This is a genomic window from Bradyrhizobium sp. Ghvi, from assembly GCF_900115265.1.
Taxonomy (GTDB): domain Bacteria; phylum Pseudomonadota; class Alphaproteobacteria; order Rhizobiales; family Xanthobacteraceae; genus Bradyrhizobium.
Genome location: NZ_FOVU01000002.1, coordinates 730,599 through 755,502, shown reverse-complemented (window position 1 = coordinate 755,502; position 24,904 = coordinate 730,599). Strand labels below are relative to the sequence as shown.

Genomic DNA, 24,904 nt, shown 5'->3' with positions numbered 1-24,904 from the left:
GAACGCAGAATGTCTGAGGGCAAGACCGTTGCGACAGCGATGATCGGCGCGGCCGCGCTCCTGTTGTCCCTGATGCCCGCCGCCCATGCCGCGCAATGCGGCAACGGGCCCGGCGGCTTTGAAACCTGGAAACGCGAGTTCAGCGCGGAGGCGCAGGGCAAGGGCATCGGTCAGACCGCGATCTCGGCGCTGATGCAGACCAGTTACGCCAGTGCCACCATCAATGCTGATCGCAGCCAGCACAGTTTTTCGCTCTCTCTCGAGCAGTTCCTGGCCAAGCGCGGCGCCACTACCATCGTGGCGCGCGGCCGGTCGCTGAAGCAGTCTCAGGCGGCGATGTTCGCCTCGATCGAGCAGCGCTACGGCGTGCCGCCGGGGCCATTGATCGCAATCTGGGGCATGGAGACCGGTTTCGGCAGCCAGCGTGGCAACCAGAACATGCTCTCGTCGATCGCGACGCTGGCCTATGACTGCCGCCGTCCCGAATTCTTCACCGAGCAGCTCTATGCCGCGCTGAAGCTGGTCGACCGCGGCGCGCTGTCGGGGGCAACCCGCGGCTCCATGCATGGCGAGGTCGGTCAGACCCAGTTCATGCCCAAGAACATCCTGGCCTACGGCACCGGCAATCTCGATGTCGCCGCCAACGCGCTGAGCTCCACGGCGAACTTCCTGAAAGCCAATGGCTGGCGTGCGGGAGCCGGTTACCAGCCGGGTGAGCCGAATTTCGCCGCCATCCGGGCTTGGAATGCGGCAGGCGTCTATCAGAAGGCCATCGCCCTGATGGGTCGGCAGATCGACGGGGGCGGTGGGTCGGCGGCGGCGCGCTGAGGGCGCTCCGCAAGGCGTGACCGCGCGTACCGAGAAAGTTGTTGCTTTCGGGAACTGACGGCACGACGTTTGCTTTGATCGAGTTCAGGGCTGGGCATGAGGAGACTCAACATGGCTACCCAGATCGTGATGGACCAAACCGGCGATACACGCCACGAGTTTGATCCCGAGAATGCCGAAGCGCTGGCGCAGGCCGAACAGCGCTTTCGGGAATTGACCGGCGCGGGCTTCACCGCCGCGTACCGGACCGGACCCGGCGAAGTCACGCGAATCAAATCGTTCGACCCGACCGCGCAGGAAACGGTGTTCTATCCCCGCCTGGTCGGCGGTTGATCTGAACGGCCGATGATCGCGGTCTTCAGGTTTCGCGCGCCCGCGCGAGCGCGTCTGCACGCGCTCCGCGAGCTCTACCGGCGCTTCTTCGGCGAGAACACGCCCGAGGCGCGCGGGCGCCGGCTATTGTCTGATTGGCTATCGGCAGAGCAGCGCGCTCAATTCGAGCAGCATCGGCATTTTGACGTCATCGGTTGCGACAGCGGCAAGCGCTATCGCATTCACTACGGCACTGCCGCAAATGTCCACGAAATCGATGAGGCCGGGATCGCAACGATGGGGTGGTGCTTCGTCCCGTCAGGCTTCCTCGTGCCGGGTGACGTCATGCTGGCGCAGAAGATCGCGCTCGAGACGGACGAGAAAGGGGCGCTGGCACTCGCGAACCGGTTTCCGCCGGCCACCCATTCGGAGCACTTTTACCGGCGGCCGTTCTAGGGTCGCGGGCGCTGGTTAGTCGTGCGTCGTACGATAGGCATCGAGCGCGTGCGCCGCGAAGACGCCAATGCTGCACAGGGCTAGGAGCGCTGAGACCAGCTCGATCATAGCTCATCCTCCCCTAGCGGATGGGCGACGAGGTGTTGGCAGCAGGCATATTCATAGATCAGGTCGAGGATGAATTGCATGACGCACGTCCCTGTATGATTTTGACAACCATTTAACCGGGCCTCTGTTTCACGCGTGTTTCGTCGAGATAGGAAAGGAGTTTCGTGGGGAACCGAAGCTGGCCTGCGGGCGGCCAAGCCGCTAATCTCGTGACAATCCATCCCTTTTAGCCATGCGCGACGCCCCGGCGGTGCGTCCCATTTCGAGGCAAAATCATGGCCCAGGTCGCCTGGTTCGAGGATCTCACCGTCGGCATGCGTTTCAAATCTCCCGAGATCGAAATCACCGAGGCCGACATCAAGCGGTTTGCCGCCGAGTTCGACCCGCAGCCGATGCATCTGGACCACGAGGCTGCCAAGGAAACCTTGTTCAAGGGCCTGGCTGCCTCGGGCTGGCACACAGCGGCGATTGCCATGAACCTCGCGATCCAGACCCGTCCGTTCGGCCCGCATCCGCTGATCGGCGCCGGCGTCGACGGGCTGCGCTGGACCATCCCGGTGCGGCCGAATGACCGGCTGCACCTGGTCGGCGAGGTCATGAGCCTCACGCCGTCGAAGTCGAAGCCACAGGGCATCGCGCTGGTGAAGTGGACGATGTTCAATCAGAATGGCGAGGAGGTTTACACCTTCACCCCGATCGCAATCGTGCCGCGGCGCGCCTAGGGCGGTTCGCGCTGCTCGCATATGCCTTTTGCTCGCCGCACCAAAATTTTGCGAGGAGAACCGGAAATAAACAGTCGACGTCTCGGATATTGCAGACAGGACTTGAGCAAGAGGCGATGGCAGTAGCGAGATGGCGCGTGATGCGTGGCACACAGCACGCCCGCTGTTCGCATTTATCCTAGTCTTTGGCGAAAACGTCCAAGCCGCAGCCTGCGGTTGACGTTACGCAAGGACGATGTTCGATATTCCAATATTTTTCCCTGACGTTTTTTCGACGACGACGACGGATGGTTGGCCTGTCTTCGTTGTCAGCTTCCAGACCGCATTGCTCGCCCGATGACGATTCTCGAGGCGCACAGGTTCTCCTCGCTCGTCGGCGAGATCTACGATGCAGCAGTCGATCCCGCACGGCGAAACGCCGTCCTTGAGCAGGTTGCGGGTTTCGTCGGCGGCTCGGCCGTCACTATTCTCTCGCGGGACGCAGCCAGGATCTCGATCGAAATCCACCAGCATTATGGAACGGACTCCCGTTTCCGCGAACTCTACCGGGACCGGTATGTCGAGCTAGATCCGTTGCTCGATCGGCACCTCGATCTCGCCGTCGAACAGACTATCGGCGTCGCCGATGTGATGCCCTATTCGGACTTCGTGGCCACGAGCTTCTATCGAGAATGGGTGGAACCGCAGGGGGCGATCGACCTCGCGACCGTCGCGCTCGAGCGATCGAACGCGCGCACGACGATCTTGCAGGTCATGCGGGGCCGGGCACGCGGAGCCGTCGATGATTCGATGCGCGAACGCATGCGGTTGATTGCGCCGCACATCCAGCGCTCCCGGGTCATGGGCCGCCAGATCAGAGCCCGCTCGCACACAATGGCGGACGTCGCCGAAGTTCTCGACCGCCTGAGCACGGCAATCTGCCTGTTCGACCCGGAGGGGCGGATCGTTCATGCCAACGCAGCCTGCCGCCAAATGCTCGCTGACGGCGATCTGATCGCGATGGTAGGGGATCGCGTCGTGGCCCGTAACACCCAAGCAGACAAAATATTCCGTGGTCTCTTCGATCTCGTCGCCGGTGGAGCCAGCCTGACCGATCGCCGCAAGATCGAGCTCATGACCTCGAGCGGCGATCAGCACTATCTCGCTCACGCCGTTCCGATGGCGCACGCACGCAACCTGCAACGCGACCGGGTAGCGATGGCACTGTTCCTGCAAAAAGTCTCGATGGCCCCGCAGCTCGCAACGGGGGCGATGACTGCGGCGTTCAGGCTGACACCGTCTGAATTGCGCGTTCTGATGGCGATCGTCGAGCTCGGTGGAGTTCCCGATATCGCAGCAAAGCTTGGAATTGCCGAGACTACGGTGAAGACGCATCTTGGCCGGTTGTTCGAGAAGACCGGCGCTCGCAAACAGGCCGATTTGGTGACGATCGCAGCAGGCTTTGCTGCGCCGTTCGCGCTGCCGAGCGATCCAGACGAGTTCGTGTGATTCATTTCACATCGCGCGCGATGTGATTGTGCCAACTCAATCCATTGTGAAGACCAGGCGGCATTCGTCCTCCAAACGTATGACGCTTGTCATTTGACACTTTCGTATAGGCGTCTCTGGAATGAAAAGGGCAATGCGCGCCACCACGACAATGCGCGGCACTGGATACGAGTGCGGGGAAAACAACAGCGCGTGGCCGAGCCTGCTCGTCGATTGGAGGGATTGCAGTGAGCAGCAACAATGATGTTTCCATTCTCAAGATTTCCTCGAACGACATTCCGGAAAGTGAGCGTGCCGCAGCGCTGCGCGATTTCTATTGCCGCGGCTTAGTGAAGGCCGAGCTCGAAACTCGTGATGACGAGTCCATCATGGCAAGCTTGACTGCGCATTCGCTGCCCGATGCCCAATTGCTGCTTGGCACGCTCTTCGGCGCCAAGCTCGTTCGTTCCCGGCAATTGGCCGTCGACGGCGACGATAGTCTTGCGCTGGTGTTCAATCGTTCTGGAGCCGTCGGAGTCACGGGCCGAGGAAGAGACCTGATGCTGGGCCCCGGAGACGCCGTGTTGGCCAGCGCCGAGGATGCCACGACCTTCGAACGGTTCGTGGCAGGAGACTGCTTTTCGCTACTCGTGCCGCGGCGGGTGCTTGCGCCGATCGTCATGGACATCGATGACGCCGTGATGCGCGTCATCAGGGATCGGCAGACCGAGATCGCGGTTCTGGTCGACTACGCCACCTCGCTGGTGCGGGAGCACGCACTGGCGACGCCTGCATTGCGCGAACTCGGCGCCGGGCATTTGCACGATCTCCTGGCGCTTGTGCTCGGTCCAACCGACGACGTCAGGGAAAGCGCTGGCCGGCGCGGCGCGAAGGCGGCCCGCCTGCGCAAGGCCAAATTCGTGATCGCCAACAATTGCTGGAGGCCGGACCTGTCAGTCGTTGGTGTCGCGCAGGAACTCGGCGTCACGCCGCGCTATCTCCAACGCCTGTTCGAAGCCGACGGCAAGACATTCTCCTCCTTCCTGGTCGAGCAACGACTGAAGCGCGCCCATCGCATGTTGCGGGAGCCGGAATTCGTCGAGCGTCCGGTCTCCTCGATCGCCTATGACGTCGGCTTTGGCGATCTCTCTTACTTCAATCGATGTTTCCGGCGCGCCTACGGCGCCACGCCGAGCGACGTCAGGAGCGGCACGGCGGAGTGATCGCGTCTCGGCGAATGTGGCCGGGTGACGTTCGGTCTCAGGGCAGGGAATTTTTCACAGGATGCTTGATCCTGAAGTCATTGGCTGCGCGGCATGCGTTGCATGCGGCGTCGTCCGTTGGAGTATTGAATGCGCCGTTTCTTCTTCGATCTGCTGGTCGACAACGTCGTGAAGATCGATCCGGGCGGCATGGTCTTCGAGCATGCCAAGGCGACGTTCGTGGTCGCCGACGAGATGGCCAGGCATCTGTTCGTGTGGCGTGACGATCTGCGCGACCGCAATGCCTGGATCCGCGTCAGGGACGCTGGCGGACAGGAGATCTATCGCGCCGCGGTCTGGGCTGAGAGTATCGAAAAGGCAGGTTGGGACCTCGCCTGAAGCGTGCAGGCGGTGTCGCAACTCTGCACCAGTAGCGGCTGAAAGGGCCTCGGTTCGTTTTGAGCCGAAACCCGGTCGCATACGTCCAAGTCGGATGATGAGCCTCCTTCTACCTTGGCGATCAGCGATTCATGGGTCGCGGCGTCGGCCTCCTCCGATCGAAGGAGGGCGATCGCAACAGGCTGCACGCCCGTCGCGTGGCAGGCTTCGCTTGGGGAATGAAATGAAACGAAGGCTTCTTATGACCGTCGGCCCCCGTATGCTGGGGGTCTCCGCAACTGCACTCATCATAACGCCGTGGATCATGACTGTGTCCGCGGAAGCAGCGTGCACGCCTGCTGCACCGGTCAGCAATGCGACCATCGTTTGCTCCGGTGACGTCAACACTCAGCAGGGTGGCCATACCGGATATGGCACCCTCAACGACAACAACAACATTTATCGGATCGAGGCCGGCGCCAATGTCCATGGGATTGCCTTCGGCATCTTGAGCGGCAACGGCAACGTCGTCACCAATTCTGGCATCATCGAGGGTGCAAGTGCGCTCGGTCTGCGCGGCGGCACCGGGTTGATCGTGTCGAACCTGAGCCAGGCCACGATCACGGGCTTCCATGCTATTTTTGCATCAAGCCTTACTCTCGACAATGCCGGTATGGTCGCAAGCGAAGGCGGCGGGGGCGGAAGCGGTATCGAGGCAACGACCGTCACCGTGAGCAATTCCGGCACAATCGCCGGAGTTGGTCCGGACACCGTCGGCATCCACGCGACGACGATCAATGTGACCTCGAATACGGGCATCATCTCCGGGGCTGCAATCGCCATCTCCTCTACGGACACCGTAACGATCGCCAATGCCGGCGGGATTTTTGGGCTGTTGCCGGCAAGTCAGGCGATCGCAGCGAATACGGTCGTGGTGTCCTCGAATTCCGGCAGGATAGAAGGCGGCGCCAATGGCGTCCTTGCCAACACCGCGACCATCACGAACGCCAGCAATGGAATCGTATCGGCAGTCGACGTCAATGGATCCGCCATCAACGCAGTGATCGCGACTGTCGCCAATGCCGGGCTGATCAAGTCAGTGAACGATGGCGGGATCGGGATTCTGGCCGGAACGGTGAACGTGACGGCCAACAGCGGCACGATCTCGGGCGAGTCAAATGCGATCCGGTCGCCGACAGGTTCCGTGACGGTCAACAATGACGGCGGTACGATCCAAAGTACGAACGTCAATTCCACCGCTGTGTTCGCCAAAACGGACGCGGCCATCGCCAATGCCGGCACGATCAAGGGCGGTTCGAATGGCGGTCGGGCCGTTTTCGCTGGCAACAGCGCGACCGTCTCAAACGCATCCGGAGGGCTGATTTCCGCCGGCCAGTTCGGCATCAGTGCCGACCTGATCGCGATGAATAATTCCGGCATCGTGGAATCGACGGGCTTCGGCGCCGCCGTTGATGCCCTGACCGCGAATGTCACCAATTCAGGCACCCTTCGTGCGGTGGGCGAGAATGTGGTCCAGGCCGTCACGGCGGTGGCCTTGCAGAACTCCGGCACCATCCGCGGTACTGCCGGCGCAAATGGCATCTTCTCCAGCGGGCGAGCGGATGTCGTCAACTCCGGCTCCATCGTCGCGAAAAACGGCATCCTGACCGGAGGCGCGCTCAATCTGACCAACATGGCGGGTGGCACCATCGCCGGCACGATCCAAGGTGTTTTCGCGCAGGGCGCTGCGGTGATCGCCAATGCAGGCACCATCACCGGCGGCCCGTTCGCCATCGCGACAAACGCCACGGCAAGCGTGGTCAATACGGGCATCATCAGCGGCAATGTCGGAATCAAATCATCGGGCGCCGCGAACATCGTCAATGCCGGAACCATCACCGGAACCAGCGGGACGGCGATCAAGCTGACGAGTGCGGCCGATACGCTGACCTTGCTTGCGGGCTCGAAGATCAACGGCGTCGTGGATTTCGGCTCCGGCAATGATGTCGTCAACGTGAACTTGGTGGCGCCCAGCAGCAGGGTGTCCTCCCTGACGACCGTCGCGCTGCCGATCTTCGAGAACTTCAGCGGCACCATCAATGCAAATCTCTCTGGCGGCGGTTTCAATGGCCCGTCAGTGATATCGGGTACAACTCTCGCGACCCTCGATCCGACCGCGCTGGCGCAGACTGACCGCGTGCTGATGGATTTCACCGGGGGCGTGTCCTCGCTCGTTCTGGCGCGCCTGAGCGGTAGCTCGGCTGGAGCTGGCGGCAACATGATGGCGATGGCCTATGCGCTAGAAGCGGCAGAGGCCGGGCCTTTCACCAAGGCGGCCCGGAGACTCTGGACCGATCCGGCGCCGATCACCGTCTGGGCCAACAGCTTTGGCAGCCAGCGCATCCAGGACGAGACCACCTCGACTTTGCGCGCGACGTCGATGGCCTGGGGCGGCGCCATGGGCGTTGACCAAAAGGTGCAGCCGAACTGGCTGGTCGGCGCTTTCCTCGGCGGCGGCCAGGGCGGTCTCTCGGTCGCTCTCAACTCGCAGTCGGTCGACACGAACTATGTCTTTGCCGGTGCCTACAGCCGCTTCGAATGGGTGTCGCAGTTCTTCGATTTCACGCTTCAGGGCGGTCATGCCGAAAACAAGTCACGACGGCTGGTGCTCAACAGCGCCGCGGTCGACGGCATGGAGACGGCAACAGCCAATTACAGCGGCTGGTACATCAGCCCAGAGCTTGCCTATGGCTACAAGCTCGACGTCGGCAATGGCTATCTGTTAACGCCGACGGCGCGGGTGCGTTACGTCGGCGGCCGGTTCGACGGCTATAGCGAGACCGGTTCAGCGCAAGGCTTGTCGGTCGGCAGCCGCACGCTCCAGGATCTGGAGGAACGCGGCGAGGTCGATCTTTCCCGGGTCACGCGCTTTGAAAGCGGCGAGCTGAAGGCCAACATCCATGGCGGCGTAATCGCGCTCCAGCGCGTGGGTGACGCTGGCATCAACGCGGTGCTGCTCGGCCAGAACCTGTCCTTCGTCACGCCGGGCAGCCGCAGTGCGGTCGGTGCCATCGCAGGTTTTGGCCTCGACTACCGGACCAGCCGAAACCTGTCCGTGTTCGGGGCCGTGGAGGGCATGATGATGTCCGACCAGAGCCGCACCGGCACCGCAAAAGGGGGCCTCCGCGTCGCGTTCTGAGCCGGCATCAGCCCTGGCGGCTCGAATGCGATGCCTGCCGGCCGGGCTCCATCCTCCCGGCCGGCGCCCATCTTCCGATCGGAGGACGAGGCCGTGCTCCGGAAGCTGCCCGATCTCGTCGATCAGATCTACGATGCCGGCCCGATCCTTCGCTGTGAAATGACGTCGTGAGCAACCGCGATTTCGTCGGCGGTCAGGCCTGCGTGCTGGTTTCAAGGCATCGATCAGCAAGTCCGGGTTACGCTCGATGCCGGCTGCCATGTGGTTCATGCCAATGCGAGCGGCTACGCGCTGCTCGAAGCCGACGACGCGGTGCGCCTCGTTGCGGTCAGCTTGTGGCCAACGGTACGCAAGCCAATCAAACGTAAACATCAGCGCCGCGTCCGCAACATCTCATCGGATTGTTATCGCACGTCATTCGTTTGGGTGACGCGACCTGTTGCGTTCTCTCCTACGAAAGCAGGCACGATTTCTTATTCGTCGCGCTCGTGTCCTGTGTGAAGCAACTCACATCGTGCGGAAGTCAATTCCATCGATCATCGCTTAGAGATTGAGAGAAGGTGGTCATGAAGAGAGCATCACGTAACGTGTCCGAGATGTTCCACGGCGTTATCGATCGCATGGTCGCAGCGCTGCACCAACAGCGTGCAATCGAAGCGCGGCGGGTATTGCGGCGCTACCGCCATCTGTTGCGCTCGCCGAGCGAAACATCGCCCTTGAACGAATTCATTTCTGTCCGCAATGACGAGGAAGTGTCAGCAAATGCCTACAAATCTGCTACGCGCGAGCGTGCGGCCCTGCGTCCCGCCTCGAGCGTGCGTAACCTCGATATTGTCGCCATGGCGCTCACCGCAGCGCTCGTCACCCTTCAACTGGTCGGCCTTGCCATGGTGGAGCGGTCGCACGCGCGTGCGATGGAGGTGTCGTTTCCGCGCGAGGCGACGAGTTGCGCTGAAAGTGCGGCCGCGCCGGTATCGCCAATTCCCTATGATTGAGCAGGGGGCGGATTATGCCTGACATCACGACATTGCTGCTGCTCAGCGCCGCCGTGTTCGCCGGCGCCTTCGTCTCGGGGCTCTCCGGCTTCGCGTTCTCGGCCGTGGCCGGCGCAGTCCTGCTGCGCGTGTTTCAGCCGCTCGAGGCCGTGCCGCTGATGATGGCGTGCAGCATCGGCGTGCAGGCGACCAATCTGTGGGCGCTCCGGCGGAATATCCTCTGGGAAGGAAGTCTGCTGCTGATCATAGGCGGGTTGGTCGGCGTCCCCATTGCGGTCTCGCTGTTGCAGAGCACCGATACGCATCTGCTCCGGCGGGGCTTTGGTCTCGTCGTTGCGTTCTACGCCAGCTACATGCTGCTGCGGCCGACGCTGGTGACTGCCGGCGAGGCCGTCGGCCGTCATTGGGTCGCACTGATCGGATTCGGAGGAGGGCTCGTCGGCGGCCTGACCGCGATGCCCGGTGCTATCCCGACGATCTGGTGCGACATGCGCGGCATGCCCAAGAGGGAGCAGCGGGGCCTGGTGCAGCCGTTCATTGCAGCGATGCAACTGTTTGCGATCGCCTTGCTGGTCGGACATCAGAATCTGTCGGCAAAAATCTTGGTCGATCTCGCAGTCAGCCTGCCGGCGTTGTTCGCGGGATCCGCGCTCGGCGTGATCGCCTTTCGCCGGGTGAACGAGACGGTCTTTCGCAAGACCGTGCTCGTTCTCTTGTTGGTGTCGGGGATCTCTCTGCTTTAGTGCCCGGCGCCTTGAACCGGTGCCGCGCTGATGTCGCTGCCATGATGCACCAGCGGCTTCATGCCGGTGACGGTCCGCAGCAGCACATAGAACACCGGCGTCAGGAACAGGCCGAACACGGTAACACCGATCATGCCGGAGAACACCGCAACGCCCATCGCCCGCCGCATCTCCGAACCCGCGCCGGTGGAGAGCACCAGCGGCAGCACGCCCATGATGAAGGCCATGGACGTCATCAGGATCGGACGAAGCCGCAAGCGGCTCGCCTCGATCGCGGCCCGGATCGGCGTGCGGCCTGCGAATTCGAGCTCTCGCGCGAATTCGACAATCAGGATCGCGTTCTTGGCGGAGAGGCCAACGAGCACGATCAAGCCGATCTGGGTAAAGACGTTGTTGTCGCCCTTCGAGAGCCAGACGCCGAACATCGCAGCCAACAGTCCCATCGGCACGATCATGATGATCGACAGCGGCAGGGTGAGACTCTCATAGAGCGCCGCCAGCACGAGGAACACCAGCAGGATTGCCAGCGGAAACACCCACAGGCCGGAATTGCCGGCGATGAACTCCTGATAAGTCAGGTCGGTCCATTCGAAAGCGAAGCCGGGCGGCAGCACTTCCGCCGCGATCCGGGTCGCCGCTTCCTGCGCCTGGCCAGACGAGAAGCCGGGTGCCGCGGCCGCGTTGATGTCCGACGACAGAAAACCGTTGTAACGAATCGCGCGCTCAGGTCCCGCGCTCTGGCGGATCTTGAGCAGCGCCGACAACGGCACCATGTCGCCGGATGACGAGCGTACCTTCAGTTGCCTAATGTCGTCCGCACGCGCGCGGAACGGCGCATCGGCCTGGACATAAACGGAATAGGTGCGGCCGAACTTGTTGAAGTCGTTGACGTAGTAGGAGCCGAGGTAGATCTGCAGCGTGTTGAACACTTCGGTCACGGGAACGCCAAGCTGCAGCGCCTTGGTGCGGTCGATGTCGGCGAACAACTGGGGCACATTGACCTGGAAGCTGGAGAACACGCCCGCGATCTCCGGCGCCTTCTGCATCGCCGCCATGAACGCCTTGGTGGCCTCGTTCAGCGCCTCATAACCGAGACCGGCGCGGTCCTCGATCTGCAGCTTGAAGCCGCCGATGGTGCCGAGGCCGTTGACCGGCGGCGGTGGGAACATGGCGATGAAAGCTTCCTGGATGCCTGCATATTTCTTGTTCAGCTCGGCCGCGATGGCGTTCCCGCTCAGCGAGGGATCCTTGCGTTCGTCGAACGGCTTCAACGTCGAGAACACGATGCCGGCGTTAGAGGAATTGGTGAAGCCCGAGATCGACAGGCCGGGAAAGGCCACGGAGCTTTCGACGCCGGGCTGGGTCAGCGCGATGTCGCTCATCTTGCGGATCACCTCCTCGGTACGGTCGAGTGTCGCGCCGTCGGGCAGGCGGGCGAAGCCGACCAGGTACTGCTTGTCCTGGCCCGGCACGAATCCACCAGGCACCTGCTGGAACAGGAGGGCGGTGAGGCCGACCAGCACCACGTAGAGGCCCATCACGGCAGCCTTGCCCGAGATGACCTTGGTAACCGTGCCGCTGTAGCTGTTCGAGGAGAAGGTGAAGGCCTGGTTGAAGCGCCGGAAGAACCAGCCGAAGCTCTTCTCCATGACGATTGTCAGCCGGTCCTTCGGCTCGTTATGCCCTTTGAGCAGCAAGGCCGACAGAGCAGGCGAGAGCGTCAGCGAGTTCACGGCCGAGATCACGGTCGAGATCGCGATCGTCAGCGCGAACTGCTTGTAGAACTGTCCGGTGAGACCGGAGATGAAGGCGAGCGGCACGAACACCGCGATCAATACCATCGCGATCGCAATGATGGGGCCGGACACTTCGCGCATCGCCTGGTAGGTGGCGTCGCGCGGCGACAATCCGCCTTCGATGTTGCGCTCGACGTTCTCGACCACGACGATGGCGTCGTCGACGACGATACCGATCGCGAGCACCAGGCCGAACAGGCTGAGCGCGTTGATGGAGAAGCCGAACACGTGCATCACCGCGAACGTACCGACGATCGACACCGGCACGGCCAGGAGCGGAATGATCGAGGCGCGCCAGGTCTGCAGGAACAGGATCACGACCAGCACCACCAGGGCGATCGCCTCCAGCAATGTGTGGATCACCGCCTCGATCGAGGAGCGCACGAACTGGGTGGGATCGTAGACGATCTGGTAGGACACGCCCTCCAGCATGTTCTTCTTGATCTCCGCCATGGTGGCGCGGACGTGATCGGAAATCTCGAGCGCGTTGGAGCCCGGCGCCTGGAAGATCGGGATCGCGACCGCCTGCTTGTTGTCGAGCAGCGAGCGCAGGCCGTATTCGGACGCGCCAAGCTCGATGCGAGCGACGTCGCGCAGCCGCACGACTTCGCCGCGTGTGCCGGTCTTGACCACAATATCGCCGAACTGCTCCTCGTTGGCGAGACGCCCTTCGGCATTGACCGACAGTTGCAGGTCGATGCCCTTGACGTTCGGGGAGGAGCCGACGACGCCTGCGGCGGCCTCGACGTTCTGCGCCTGGATCGCCTTGACGATGTCGCTCGCGGTCAGGCCGTGCTCGGCCGCCTTCTGCGGATCGACCCAGACCCGCATCGAATAGTCTCCGGCGCCGTAAAGCTGGACATCGCCGACGCCGTCGATCCGCGCCAGCCGGTCCTTCACGTTGAGCACTGCGTAGTTGCGCAAATACGTCATGTCGTACCGGTTGTTCGGCGACAGCAGATGCACGACCATCGTCAGGTCGGGTGACGACTTCTTGGTGATGATGCCGAGCTGACGCACTACGGCCGGCAGGCGCGGCTCGGCCTGCTGCACGCGGTTCTGCACCAGCTGCGTCGCCTTGTCGGGGTCGGTGCCGAGGCGGAACGTCACCGTCAGCGTCATCGCGCCGTCGGTGGTTGCCTGGCTCGACATGTAGAGCATGTTCTCGACGCCGTTGATCTGCTCCTCGATGGGGGTCGCCACCGTCTCCGCGATCACCTTGGGATTGGCGCCGGGATAGGTCGCGCGCACCACGACCGACGGCGGCACGACGTCGGGATATTCCGAGATCGGCATCGCGAACAGCGAGATCAGGCCGGCGAGGAAAATCAGCACCGACAGCACGCCGGCGAAAATCGGACGATCAATGAAGAACTTCGAGAGATTCATGGCTTTGCCCCTGGGCAATATCCCGCGTGTCTCCGGACCGCCTCGCCGTCATTCCGGGGCGCGAGCAGAGCTCGCGAACCCGGAATCCAGAGGTGATGCGATCGGAGTTTCGTAACTGCTGGATTCCGGGTTCGCGACTTCGTCGCGCCCCGGAATGACTGGCTTTACCGTTGCACCACGTCCTGGTCGCTGTGGTTCGAGGCCTGCTGGCCGCGCGCGCCCATTGCCGCGACCTCGGTCTTGAGGAGGGCACCGGGACGCACGCGCTGGAGGCCATTGACCACGATGCGATCGCCGGGCTTGAGCCCAGCAGTGACGATGCGCAAGCCATCGACCGCGCCGCCGAGGGTGATCGGCCGATAGACTGCGCGGCTGTCGTCGCCGACCGCCATCACGAACTTCTTGTCCTGGTCGGTGCCGATTGCGCGCTCGTCGATCATCACCAGGGTCTGCTGCTTCGGCTGGCCCATGCGCACACGCGCAAACTGGCCGGGGATCAGACGCCCGTCCGCGTTCTGGAAAACGGCGCGGACGCGAATGGTGCCGCTCTGACCGTTGACCTGATTGTCGATGAGCTGGATGTGGCCCTTGGCCGAGAGACCGCCTGACGTCGTCATCTCGACCGGGATCTGGTCGAGATTGCTGCGTTTGCCGGTGGCATCCGCGATCGAGTTCAGCGCGTGCAGCACGACCTCTTCGTCTGCGTCGAACGAAGCGTAGATCGGGTTGACCGAGACCAGCGACGTCAGCACCGGGGAGGCGGTGCCGGCGGCGACGAGATTGCCGACGGTGACCTCGATCTTGCCGACGCGGCCGTCCACCGGCGCGCGGACCTCGGTGTAGTCGAGATTGAGCTTTGCGGTCTGGAGCGTCGCCTCGGCCGCCTTGACGTTGGCGATGGCTTCGCGATTGGCATTGTCGCGCTGGTCGTAGTCGCGGCGGGTGACCACGGCGTTGCCGACCAGCTGTGCGCCGCGCTCGAGCTCACTCTGGGTGAAGACCACGCGCGCCTTCGCGGCCTCGAGCTGCGCGGCGGCTTTGTCGACTTCGGCCTCGTAGGGAGCGGGATCGATCTTGAACAGGATGTCACCGGCCTTCACCAGCGCGCCTTCGGTGAAGTTGGTGGACAGGATCGCGCCGGCGACGCGCGGGCGAAGCTCGACACGCTGGATGGCCTCGAGCCGGCCGGAGAAATCGTCCCACAGCACGGTCTGCTTTGGTTCGATCAGCGCGACGGTGACGGGGACGGCTTGCTCGGCTGCCGCGCCGGTTGCGGTCGCCTGGGCGGCATGGAAGTAGTGGCCGGTCGCGGCCGCGGCCAGGGCGCCAACGATGGCGACGCCGCCAAGGAGGCGGCGAAAACGGCCAGCAGCGGAAGTTTCTGGGGAGGGGTGCATTTGCGCGCTCCAGATATGTAGTGTTCACTACAGATGTGGAGCTGGATACCGCAGCGCAAGATACTTATGTACCGTTCACTAAGAAAATTGTAGCTGCATACCGCAACAATTGGAAGACGGAAGAGAAAAGAAAGATAGAACAACCAGATAGGATCAGGCGTTACGATAAGGACGACGCCGATTCTCGAGGAGACAGGCACATGGGCATGGGACGTCCCCGCGAATTCGATGCCGAAACGGCGTTGGACCAAGCGATGGAAGTGTTTTGGCGCCACGGCTATGAGGGCGCAACGATTGCCCAGCTCACGGAGGCCATGGGCATCAACCCGCCGAGCCTTTATGCCTGTTTCGGCAACAAGGAAGGCCTGCTGAAGGCCGCACTCGACCGCTACACCAAATTGCGCGGCGTCTGGATGGACGAGGTGGTAGCCGCGGCGACCGCCCGCGAGGTCGCGGAACGCATGCTGATGGGCATCGCCGACAAGCAGACCGATCCCGCCAACCCGCCCGGCTGCCTGCTGGTGCAGGGCGGCATCGCATGCGGCACCGGCTCTGAAAACGTCCCCTTCGAGCTCGCGGCGCGCCGGGCCCAGAACGAAGACCAGCTCCGCGACCGATTTGTTCGCGCCAAGGCTGAAGGCGATCTCAAGGAGACCGCCGATCCCGCCGCGCTCGCGCGCTATGTCTCGGCGGTCGCCGTCGGCATGGGTGTGATGGCATCATCCGGCGCGGACCGTGAAGCGTTGCGGCAGGTGGCCAGCGTCGCGGTGCAGGCGGTCGCGGCGCAGTCGAAGCGGGCGTAAGACGCTCGGGGCGGACCAGCCCGCTGGACAAGTGACACCATGTTCGCCCTGACATTTCTCGGCACCTCGGCCAGCGTCCCCTCCGCAGAGCGCAATCATCCGGCGTTGCTGCTGGAGGCCGCAGGTCAGCGCATGCTGATCGATTGCGGCGAGGGCACGCAGCGCCAGCTGTTACGGAGCGGCGCCGGTTTTCGGCGGCTTGATCGCATCCTGCTGACGCATGGGCACCTCGATCACGTGCTGGGCATCCCTGGCCTGTTCTCGACACTGGGGCTGCGGCAGACTTCAGACGCAATGACCATCCATGGTGGCCCCGGCACGATCGACATCGTCATCCGCATGCTTGCAGGCCTGTGGGGAGCGGGAAGGGCGCCGATCTCAGTGCAGTTCGCGCCGCTCTCCGAGGGGCAGGTCGTCGACAGCGGGGACTTCACGATCGACTGTTTTCCGGTCCGCCACCGCGACACCGACAGTTTTGGATTCTCTTTCCGGAGTCCCGCGCGGCGCCATCTCTTGCCTGATCGCCTGTCCGCGCTTGGTGTGCCTGACGGTCCCATGCGCGGCGAACTTGCCGCAGGGCGGACCATCACCATAGAAGGCCGCCGGACGATCAATCCGCAGGATGTGCTGGGTCCGCCGAGCGGTGGCAAGAAGCTGGTCGTGATCGGCGACACAGAGACGATCGACGGCCTCTCCAAGCACGCTGCGGACGCCGATCTACTGGTGATCGAGGCGACATTCCTGGATCGCGATGCCTCAACCGCGCGTGACTACGGCCATCTCACCGCCGCGGAGGCGGCCCGGTTCGCGGCCGTGAATCATGTCCGGCAGCTCGTCCTGACGCATCTGTCGGGCCGCTACGAGGAGGATGAGATCCTGGCTGAGGCGGCAAAGATCTTCCCGAACGTCAGGATCGCCGCCGACTTCGATCGCATCGATGTTTAGGCAGCGCGTTGCACAGCCAATAATCTTACCTGTCAAGGTTGACACGACTTCATTCCCGCAGCCCCCGCGTCGTCGCGATATTTTCGCAGGATCAGAAGTCAGCTTGTATTGAGAGTATTATGTCTCGTTCCGTTGAATTGATCGTCGAAGGCTATGTGAAGCTGAACGATCGCGAGGCGCTGGAAGATATTCTGGCCCATCGGCAGGACCTGTTGCGGCAGCTCGTGGTCGTGACAGGTGTCGACCCGCAGCAGGCCATCGCGCAGATCAATGGGGAAATCACCATCATCGAAGCCGGACTTGCGACGCTCGTTCCGGAATAGAAGTCGCGCTTCGGCAGAAGGCGCGCTCAGCTCACCAGGCCCGATTTGATCGCGAGCTCCTGCACCTTGCGCGTCAGCTGCATCAGCCTTGGCAGCGCCTGGTCGCGAAAGGTCGGCATGTCCATGCGCATCGCATCCACGGTGACGCTCAGTCCGGCGATCACGGATCCCCGGGCGTCGAGAATCGGCGTCGCCAGCGTGCGCAGGCCGTAGGCGTTCTCGCCGTCGGAGACGGCGTGGCCCTTTTTCTTCACCTGGTCCAGCCGGGCGAGCAGGGCATCGAGATCGGTCAGCGTTCGCTCCGACAATTTGACGCGGGGACGTGACTCCAGCCGCTGGATCTGCTCGTCGCGGGCCAGATGCGCCAGCATGGCGTGGCCGAGCGCGGCGCTGTAGGCGGGGATGCGCGTGCCCGGCCGCCGGTCCATCTTGTGACGGTCGAGGCCGGCGCCGACGCGCGCGAGATAGATCACGTCCCCGCCGTCGAGGATGCCGAGCGAGGCTGCATCGCCGGACTCGGGCACGAGGTCGCGCAACAAGGGCTCGACGATCGCGCGCAACGAGCCGTGAGATAGTACGGTGTAGCCGAGATCGAGGCAGGCGATACCGAGACGGAACCGGCGACTCTGCGGCACGGCCTGGAGATAACCGAGTTCGATCAGGGTCTGGATCAGCCGGAACGCTGTGCCGCGATCGAGGTCGGCGCGTGCGGCAACTTCACTCAGGGTCAGTTCGAAGGCCTCGGTAGTGAAACTCTTGAGCACGGCAAAGGCCTTGCCGACCGATGCGACGTAGTTCTTCGGGTTCTTACTCTCGGCGGTTTTCGGGGCCGCTTCGGATGCGCGCTTTGCCGCCTTCTTTTCGATCTTGGCCATGCCTGAATGCCCTGCCATGACAGCCGCAGCCCTTGACGGGGCCACAGCCTGCTCTTACCAACGAAGCAGACTATAACAAATGTTCGCATTCCGAACAATATCGATCTGGCGATCGGAGGAAGCTTTGTCGACATCACCGCTGCACCCTCATGGTGTGTTCTCGGCCGCATTGACCCCGCTCGACGCCGAGCTCGCGCCCGATCACGCGCGCTTCCTTGCGCATTGCCGTCACCTGCTGGACGAAGGCTGCGACGGCATCGCGATGCTCGGCACCACGGGGGAGGCGAACTCCTTCTCGGTTGCCGAACGCACCGCGCTGATCGAGGCCGTGATCGCCGGCGGCATCAAGCCGAACCAGCTGCTGCCGGGCACTGGCGTCGTCGCGTTCACGGAGACCGTTGCGTTGACGCGCCACGCGTTGTCGCTCGGCGTCGAGACCGTGGTGATGCTGCCGCCGTTCTACTACAAGAACGTCAGCGATGACGGCGTCTATGCTGCCTACAGCGAAATCATCCAGCGCATCGGCGATGCCAGGCTCAAGATCGTGCTCTATCACATCCCGCAGATGTCGATGCAGCCGATCTCGCATGCGCTGATCGAGCGGCTGCGAAAGGCCTATCCGTCCACCATCGTCGGCATCAAGGATTCCTCGGGCGACTTCGCCAACATGACGGCGATGGTCGAGAAGTTCCCGGGCTTCTCAGTGTTGACCGGCGCCGATCCGCTGCTGCTGCCGCTGCTGCGCAAGGGTGGTGCCGGCTGCATCACCGCGACCTCGAACCTCGTCGCGCGCGATCTTGCCTATGTCTTCAAGCATTTCCGCGACATTGACAACGACGCAAAGCTTGCGGCTGCGCAGGCGCGTATCGTCAAGGCGCGTGAACTGGTCTCGCGCTTCGCGCAGATGCCGTCTCTGAAGGCGCTGATGGCTGACCGCACCGGTCATGCCGGCTGGCAGCGTCTGCGGCCGCCGCTTGAGACTTTGCCGGCGGCTCAACTGAAAGAGCTGCTCGCGAGTGCCGCCGCATTTGCAACGGCCGCTTAGGATGACGTGCGTTCGCATACTGGCCGATGACCTCACCGGTGCACTGGACACCGCGGCGGAGTTCGTCGGCTTGTGCGGACCGTTTGACGTCATCTGGGCTGATGCGCCCGCAGCTTCCGCCTCGTCGAGCCTCGCCATCGACAGCGGCACAAGGGAACGTTCAAGGACCGAAAGTGTCGAGATCGTCGGCCGGCTGGCGCCGCTGCTTCGCGACGGAGAGATCGCCTACAAGAAAGTCGACAGTCTGCTCCGCGGCGCCTGGGCGGCCGAGCTCGGCGCCTGCTTGAGCATCGGGCATTGGGCGTCGTGCGTCGTCGCGCCTGCGTTCGACTATCAAGGGCGCCGCACCATCGAAAGCCAGCAATATGCGCGCGCAGCGCAAGGCGACTGGCATCGCGTCGGCGACAATCTGCTGGACCAATTGAAGCAGGAGGGCATCGCTGCGCAGCGGGGTAACGCCGAGACGGTGCCGCAAGGCGGCGTTCAGGTGTTCGATGCCGAGAGCGACCTTGATCTCGACCGCGTCGTCGAGATGGCACGCCGCATGCCGGAGCCTGTGCTCTGGTGTGGCAGCGGCGGATTGGCCGGCGCGCTCGCGCGCAATCATGGATCCGCTACGCCGTCGGTTCTGAAGCGACCGGTATTGGGCTTGTTCGGTTCTGACCAGGCGACAACGGCGTCCCAGCTCGCGGCATGTGGTGATGCCACCGTCGTGTTGGCTGAAGGCGAGGGCGGCGCCGGCGTTCGGCAAAAGCTCGCAGACGACGGTGTGGCCCTGGTGAAGTTTGCGCTTGCCGATGGCCTCTCGCGCGCCGAGGCGGCGCGACGGATCGCGCACGAACTGACGACGCTAATCGCTACGCTCGATCCGCCCGGAACCTTGATCGTCTCTGGCGGGGAGACGCTGAAAGCCGTATGTCTTGCCGTCGGCGCGCATGCGCTTCAGGTCACAGGACGCATCGTGCCCGGACTGCCACGTTCAGTATTGCAAGACGGCCGCTGGGCCGGTGTCGACGTCGTCTCGAAATCCGGAGCGTTCGGCGCGCGCGAGCTGTGGCGCGATCTGCTCCGGGACAATCATTTGCTCATTGTGGGGAGTCCGACATGACCTCTCGTCATCTTGCCATCACCATGGGCGATCCCGCGGGGATCGGGCCGGAGATCATCGTCAAGGCCTGTGTCGGCCTCAAGGAGCGCATCGCGGTTGGCGATCTGCGTCTCCTGATCATCGGCAGCGGCGCGGCGTTGGACGGCGCCAAGACTGCGCTCGGCGTCGACATTGCGATCCCGCAAGTGACCGCCGATGATCGCGATTGGCCCAATCTCTGTTACCTGCAGGCCGACGCCGAAGGCGATCTGATCAAGCCGGGCGTGCTCAGCGCCGATGGCGGCCGCTTTGCCTACAAGGCGATCGAGCAAGGCGTGCGCCTGACCCAGGCCGGCCGCACGGCGGCGATCGTCACCGCGCCGCTCAACAAGGAAGCGCTCAACAAGGCCGGCTACCACTTCCCGGGGCATACCGAGATGCTGGCGCATCTTACCGGCGTGCGCGGCTCGGTGATGCTGCTCGCCCATGGCAACATGCGCGTCAGCCATGTCTCGACCCATGTCGCGCTGGAGGATGTGCCGAAGCGTCTGACGCCCGAGCGGCTGCGCATGGTGATCGACCTCACCAATGATGCGCTGCGCCGGCTCGGCATCGCAAAGCCCAAGATCGCCATCGCCGCGCTCAACCCGCATGCCGGCGAGGGCGGCCTGTTCGGTCGGCAGGACATGGACGTCTCCGCGCCGACAATTGCCAAGGCTGTCGCCGACGGAATCGACGTCGTCGGCCCCGTGCCGGGCGACACCATCTTCGTCAAGCTACGGGCCGGTCAGTTCGACGCAGCGGTCGCGATGTATCACGACCAGGGGCACATCCCGGTCAAGCTGCTCGGCTTCCAGGTCGATCCGGCCACGGGTCGCTGGCAGGAGCTCTCCGGGGTCAACATCACGCTGGGCCTGCCGATCATCCGTACCTCGGTCGATCATGGCACCGCCTTCGACATCGCCGGCAAGGGCATCGCCAACGAGCACAGCCTGATCGAGGCCATCGACTATGCCGAGCGGCTCGCCGCTGGCTCTTCCAAGTAAACGAGATCGAGCCCGAGATGACCAACGCTTTCACGCCCATCGAAATCCTTCGCCCGACCATTCTGGAGTTCGGCAACGGCACGATCACGGCCGCGGCCCGCTTTGCCGGGCGGATCGGTGCCAAGCGGCCGCTGGTGATTTCCGATCCCTTCAATGCGCGCCGTGTCGATACGTTGGCACTGCCTGGCGCAGTGAAGGTGTTCGGCGAGGTCAAGCCGGAGCCGGACCTGCCCAATCTGGAGAAGGCGGTAGCGATGGCGAAGGAGGCCAAGCCCGATCTCGTCGTCGGCTTCGGCGGCGGCAGCGCGATGGATCTGGCCAAGCTGGTCGCGGTGATGTGCACGAATGACGTGCCCTTCGCCGAGATCGTCGGGCCGGAGAAGGTGACCGGTCGCAGCGTCGCGCTGATGCAGATACCGACGACGTCAGGCACCGGCAGCGAGGCCGGCACCCGTGCGCTCGTCACCGATCCCGTCAGCCAGAACAAGCAGGCGGTTCAGAGCCGCTTCATGCTGGCCGATATCGCCATCGTCGATCCTGATCTGACGATGACCGTACCAAAAGAGATCACGGCCGCCACCGGCGTCGATGCGCTGGCGCATTGCGTCGAGGCCTATACCAGCCGCAAGGCGCACCCGACGATCGACCTCTATGCGCTCGAAGGCGCGCGGCTTGTCGGGACGTATCTCGAGCGCGCGGTGGCCGACGGCGGTGATCGCGAGGCCCGCGCTGGCCTTTCGCTGGCTTCGCTCTATGGGGGCTATTGCCTCGGGCCGGTAAACACCACCGCCGGTCACGCCGTGGCCTATCCGCTCGGTACACGTCATCACATCGCCCACGGTCTCGCCTGCGCGATGATCTTCCCACACACGCTGGCCTTCAACATGCCGGCGGTCGAGGCAAAGACTATCGCCGTGCTCGGCGCGCTCGGTCTGCCGGAGAAAAATGATCCGAAGCATGCGTTCGACGCGACCTACACGTTCTGCAAGAATCTCGGCGTCGAGATGCGGCTGTCGGCGCTCGGCGTCCCCAAAAATGATCTGGGCGTGATGGCCGACGAGGCGCACGCAATCAGGCGCCTGCTCGACAACAACCCGCGCGATCTGAGCCGGGATGCGATCCTGAGCATGTACGAGGTCGCCTCCTAGCCATCTGCGCCGCGCACGCGGCAAACTGAAAGCCACAAATATCAAGACGGACTAGGCTGTGGTCCATCCACGGCAGCGCTTGCCAGCCCGGGGACGAGCAGGTAGAAGGCTGCACGCCAGCCGTGATTTGCGCTATCAGCGCTTCCGGCCAAAGTTGGACAAGTCAGTAAGATACTGAATTTGTTCGACTATTCCGTTGGGGAATGGTGTAACGGTAGCACAACAGACTCTGACTCTGTTTGTCTTGGTTCGAATCCAGGTTCCCCAGCCAATTCCAGGCCCTCTTGAGAGGCTATCAGGCGTTTCCCGGGGAATGGCCACGGCGGTTTGACCGGCCGTTCCTCGCGACGGTTTGCCTCATCCATCACTGGTCGGATCGGCGCGCTTCGGATCGTCCTTGGGACACGCAACCCAAGGAGATCCAAAATGCCCTATGTCGATGGTTTCGTGCTCGCCGTGCCGAAGGACAAGATCGAGGCTTACAAGCGGCTGGCGCGAACGGCCTGTGCGGTGTGGATGGAGCATGGCGCGCTCGATTATGTCGAATGCATCGGCGATGACGTTCCCTATGGCCAGCTCACGTCTTTTCCGCGCGCAGTGATGGCCACGGAGGAGGAGGTCGTGGTGTTTTCCTGGATCGTCTACCGCGATCGGGAGAGCCGCGATGCTGTTAACGCCAAGGTGATGGCTGATCCCAGGCTCAAGGGCTCCGACATGCCGTTCGACGGCAAGCGCATGATCTATGGCGGGTTCACGACGCTGCTGCGGGCGCAGGAGATGGTCCGCTGAGCGCTCGCCTTGTCCGCCTGCGCGACTGGTTCAGTTCCGAGCTGCTGCATCTGGCCCAATCGAGGAGTGCTTAACGATGCTCACTGTCTATGGCGAAGGTCGCGGCTTTCGCGTTGTTTGGCTGCTCGAGGAATTGGGAGTGGCTTATCGGCTGCGCCCGGTCGATCTGCTTGCCGTCGAGACGGATCGCGATTTCCTCGCAATCAACCCCGCCGGATTCATTCCCGCACTGCAGGACGGCGACACGATCATGGTCGAGTCGATCGCTATTCTCGAGTATCTGCTCGCCCGCTACGGTTCGGGTTCGCTTGGTGTCGCCCCTGATAATCCCGCCTTCGCGTCCTATCTGCAATTCCTCCACTTGGGCGAGGCCGGGCTCGCCGGGCCGATGAACGCCGTTTTGGTCGGCCGCCAACTCGCGCCCGAAGCCGAGCGCGGTGCGCGGGTGACCCGTTGGGCAGGCGAGACCTTCCAGAGCCGGCTGGGTCTGGTCATCCGCCGCCTTGCGGATTGCCCTTATCTCGCCGGCGAGCGATTCACGGCTGCCGATATCTCGGTGAGCTACGCCCTGCTGCTCGGCCTGCGAACCGGCAACTACGTTCCCGGGCCTGTGGAGCGGGACTATCTCGTCCGCACGACAGCGCGAGCTGCCTATGCTCGCGCGATGGAGAGCTGCCAGGCCACCAAGGCTTGGGCAGCGAGATCACCAGGATTGTAGCACGCACTTTATTTCGAGTGGCCAAGCGCTTGGTTGAGCAGTTGCGAAAGTTCACTGGCGAGACCGTCGGCAACGCGCAGATGGCGCGGCAGTAAGCGTGACGCGTAGGCTGGTCACTACGGCTTGGCTGCAGGCGGCTGCAGCGGTGCGACCGCGGGAGGAGCGGAGCCGTCCGTGATGCGTTCGTGCGTCGTGCGAATGCGTTTCACGTCTGGCATGGGCGAGGGCGCGCCGGCAGAAGGCGTCTGCGTAAACTTGCCGTCGGTCTGGTCGTTGCGAGGCCGCACCCTCGCATCATGGACCGTGGGCTCCGCGGTCGGTGCAGCGGGTGGCTGCAACTGGGGCTGCGCGCTCGCGGCGGCGCCGATCATCCCGAACATGCCGACCAGGAGGCAGAGCCGATTGAGATCTGACTTCTCGCGCGTCATGTTTCACCGCCGATATCTGCCCCCGCCGCCAGCAGAATAGACCGGCGCGCGGGGCTCGGAGAGCCATCGGATGCGAGCCGTCTGCGCCTGCGGAGTTACTTGATCTTGTCGTAGGCTGAAGCGAAATCGCCAAGCGGCATCGGGATCGCGATCGTTTCCTTCGCCATGTTTTGGAAAGAGACCTTCAACTGCTTGCCTGAGCGCAAGGCAGCCAGCAGATCCGATGCGATCGGCGTCGAGGCGTAGCAGCCGCGGTTCTCGCAGGTCTGGATCTGGAGATCGATCGTCTTGCCCTCGTCGACCTGGAGCTTGGCGCCAACCGGCAGGTTAAGGCCAAGCGGCAGCTGCAGCAGCGCGATCGGCGTGCGGGTGTCGGCGGCAACGCGGATGTTGATGAGGACGATGGTCTGGCCGGTCTTGGTCAGGACGGCATTCTGCTCGATCGCGCATTCGAGCTGTGCGTCGCGGCTCGCGCTGGTGCAGCGCGCGATCCAGCCCGGCTGCTGTGCCGGGGCGCCGTCGGCTTGCGGCTGGGTCGGTGCGGGCGCGGGCTGAGGAGGTGCGTTCTTCTTGGCGCCTTGCTGGGCATAGGCGACGCCGGTCGACATCAGGGCAGCGGCGGCAAGAGCGACAAGTCTGGATTGCATGGGCATGGCGAGACCGCGTTGGCGTGAACCGTGGTCTCGCTGTAGCGTCGCAGTAGCC

At 63.4% G+C, this 24,904-nt stretch carries 24 protein-coding genes and 1 tRNA gene; 20 read left to right on the top strand and 5 right to left on the bottom strand.

From position 1 onward, the window contains the following. The first annotated feature begins 9 nt into the window (after nt 1-9). The 10 genes from BM374_RS10385 (at nt 10) to BM374_RS10340 (ending at nt 10,410) form a co-directional block, all read left to right on the top strand. Nucleotides 10-828 (top strand): lytic murein transglycosylase, encoded by an 819-nt coding sequence (locus BM374_RS10385; RefSeq protein ID WP_092291944.1) that lies wholly within the window; start codon nt 10-12, stop codon nt 826-828. A 111-nt stretch (nt 829-939) separates the two neighbouring features. Beyond that, a complete protein-coding gene (locus BM374_RS10380) occupies nt 940-1,161 on the top strand; it encodes a hypothetical protein (protein ID WP_092291527.1) in 222 nt (73 codons plus the stop codon). A 12-nt stretch (nt 1,162-1,173) separates the two neighbouring features. After that, nucleotides 1,174-1,596 (top strand): hypothetical protein, encoded by a 423-nt coding sequence (locus tag BM374_RS10375; RefSeq protein WP_092291525.1) that lies wholly within the window; start codon nt 1,174-1,176, stop codon nt 1,594-1,596. Nucleotides 1,597-1,979: 383 nt separating this feature from the next. After that, nucleotides 1,980-2,426 carry a MaoC family dehydratase gene (locus tag BM374_RS10370; RefSeq protein ID WP_092291523.1) on the top strand — a complete coding sequence of 149 codons (447 nt, stop codon included), beginning with the start codon at nt 1,980-1,982 and terminating at the stop codon, nt 2,424-2,426. A 336-nt stretch (nt 2,427-2,762) separates the two neighbouring features. Then, complete coding sequence (locus tag BM374_RS10365) at nt 2,763-3,914, top strand: helix-turn-helix transcriptional regulator (protein ID WP_092291521.1); 1,152 nt, start codon at nt 2,763-2,765, stop codon at nt 3,912-3,914. 227 nt (nt 3,915-4,141) lie between these two features. After that, the gene (locus BM374_RS10360; protein WP_092291519.1) at nt 4,142-5,116 is read left to right on the top strand and encodes an AraC family transcriptional regulator; all 975 of its coding nucleotides are present in this window, start codon (nt 4,142-4,144) and stop codon (nt 5,114-5,116) included. 129 nt (nt 5,117-5,245) lie between these two features. Next, nucleotides 5,246-5,494: a DUF6894 family protein gene (locus BM374_RS10355; protein ID WP_092291517.1), complete on the top strand. Its 249-nt coding sequence runs from the start codon at nt 5,246-5,248 to the stop codon at nt 5,492-5,494. Between the two features lie 310 nt (nt 5,495-5,804). Beyond that, nucleotides 5,805-8,672, top strand: a complete 2,868-nt coding sequence (locus BM374_RS10350; protein ID WP_177248204.1) for an autotransporter outer membrane beta-barrel domain-containing protein — start codon at nt 5,805-5,807, stop codon at nt 8,670-8,672. Nucleotides 8,673-9,292: 620 nt separating this feature from the next. Beyond that, nucleotides 9,293-9,667, top strand: coding sequence for a hypothetical protein (locus BM374_RS39355; RefSeq protein ID WP_244552569.1), 375 nt, complete (start codon nt 9,293-9,295; stop codon nt 9,665-9,667). Between the two features lie 14 nt (nt 9,668-9,681). Then, nucleotides 9,682-10,410 (top strand): sulfite exporter TauE/SafE family protein, encoded by a 729-nt coding sequence (locus BM374_RS10340; protein ID WP_092291513.1) that lies wholly within the window; start codon nt 9,682-9,684, stop codon nt 10,408-10,410. Here BM374_RS10340 and BM374_RS10335 read toward each other — a convergent pair. Next, nucleotides 10,407-13,595, bottom strand: coding sequence for an efflux RND transporter permease subunit (locus BM374_RS10335; protein ID WP_092291511.1), 3,189 nt, complete (start codon nt 13,593-13,595; stop codon nt 10,407-10,409). The genes BM374_RS10340 and BM374_RS10335 overlap by 4 nt on opposite strands. A 164-nt stretch (nt 13,596-13,759) precedes the next feature. Then, a complete protein-coding gene (locus BM374_RS10330) occupies nt 13,760-14,992 on the bottom strand; it encodes an efflux RND transporter periplasmic adaptor subunit (RefSeq protein ID WP_092291509.1) in 1,233 nt (410 codons plus the stop codon). Between the two features lie 200 nt (nt 14,993-15,192). Between BM374_RS10330 and BM374_RS10325 the strand changes: the two genes are divergently transcribed. From BM374_RS10325 to BM374_RS10315, 3 genes are all read left to right on the top strand, one after another. Next, entirely contained in the window at nt 15,193-15,795 is a 603-nt protein-coding gene (locus BM374_RS10325; protein WP_092291507.1) for a TetR/AcrR family transcriptional regulator, read from the top strand. A 39-nt stretch (nt 15,796-15,834) separates the two neighbouring features. After that, nucleotides 15,835-16,740 carry a ribonuclease Z gene (gene rnz, locus BM374_RS10320; RefSeq protein WP_092291505.1) on the top strand — a complete coding sequence of 302 codons (906 nt, stop codon included), beginning with the start codon at nt 15,835-15,837 and terminating at the stop codon, nt 16,738-16,740. Nucleotides 16,741-16,859: 119 nt separating this feature from the next. Next, nucleotides 16,860-17,063 carry a hypothetical protein gene (locus BM374_RS10315; protein ID WP_092291503.1) on the top strand — a complete coding sequence of 68 codons (204 nt, stop codon included), beginning with the start codon at nt 16,860-16,862 and terminating at the stop codon, nt 17,061-17,063. 26 nt (nt 17,064-17,089) lie between these two features. Here BM374_RS10315 and BM374_RS10310 read toward each other — a convergent pair whose 3' ends face one another. Further along, nucleotides 17,090-17,938: an IclR family transcriptional regulator gene (locus tag BM374_RS10310; RefSeq protein WP_092291501.1), complete on the bottom strand. Its 849-nt coding sequence runs from the start codon at nt 17,936-17,938 to the stop codon at nt 17,090-17,092. 124 nt (nt 17,939-18,062) lie between these two features. On the opposite strand from BM374_RS10310, the gene BM374_RS10305 reads away from it, so the two are divergent. The 7 genes from BM374_RS10305 to BM374_RS10275 all read left to right on the top strand — a co-directional run bounded on the left by BM374_RS10305 (nt 18,063) and on the right by BM374_RS10275 (nt 23,771). Further along, a complete protein-coding gene (locus tag BM374_RS10305) occupies nt 18,063-18,983 on the top strand; it encodes a dihydrodipicolinate synthase family protein (protein WP_244552568.1) in 921 nt (306 codons plus the stop codon). Nucleotide 18,984: 1 nt separating this feature from the next. Next, complete coding sequence (locus BM374_RS10300) at nt 18,985-20,091, top strand: four-carbon acid sugar kinase family protein (protein WP_092291497.1); 1,107 nt, start codon at nt 18,985-18,987, stop codon at nt 20,089-20,091. Next, complete coding sequence (gene pdxA, locus BM374_RS10295) at nt 20,088-21,116, top strand: 4-hydroxythreonine-4-phosphate dehydrogenase PdxA (protein WP_092291495.1); 1,029 nt, start codon at nt 20,088-20,090, stop codon at nt 21,114-21,116. Before BM374_RS10300 ends, pdxA begins: the two co-directional genes overlap by 4 nt. A 17-nt stretch (nt 21,117-21,133) precedes the next feature. Then, nucleotides 21,134-22,264, top strand: a complete 1,131-nt coding sequence (locus tag BM374_RS10290) for an iron-containing alcohol dehydrogenase (RefSeq protein WP_092291493.1) — start codon at nt 21,134-21,136, stop codon at nt 22,262-22,264. A 197-nt stretch (nt 22,265-22,461) separates the two neighbouring features. Next, nucleotides 22,462-22,535, top strand: a tRNA-Gln gene (locus BM374_RS10285). Between the two features lie 155 nt (nt 22,536-22,690). Then, nucleotides 22,691-23,053: a DUF1428 domain-containing protein gene (locus tag BM374_RS10280; protein ID WP_092291491.1), complete on the top strand. Its 363-nt coding sequence runs from the start codon at nt 22,691-22,693 to the stop codon at nt 23,051-23,053. 76 nt (nt 23,054-23,129) lie between these two features. Continuing rightward, nucleotides 23,130-23,771, top strand: a complete 642-nt coding sequence (locus tag BM374_RS10275) for a glutathione S-transferase family protein (RefSeq protein ID WP_092291489.1) — start codon at nt 23,130-23,132, stop codon at nt 23,769-23,771. A gap of 116 nt (nt 23,772-23,887) precedes the next feature. Here BM374_RS10275 and BM374_RS10270 read toward each other — a convergent pair whose 3' ends face one another. Together BM374_RS10270 and BM374_RS10265 are read right to left on the bottom strand one after the other, a co-directional pair. Beyond that, nucleotides 23,888-24,199, bottom strand: coding sequence for a hypothetical protein (locus BM374_RS10270; protein WP_092291487.1), 312 nt, complete (start codon nt 24,197-24,199; stop codon nt 23,888-23,890). Between the two features lie 95 nt (nt 24,200-24,294). Next, entirely contained in the window at nt 24,295-24,852 is a 558-nt protein-coding gene (locus BM374_RS10265; protein WP_177248202.1) for an invasion associated locus B family protein, read from the bottom strand. Nucleotides 24,853-24,904 lie beyond the last annotated feature (52 nt).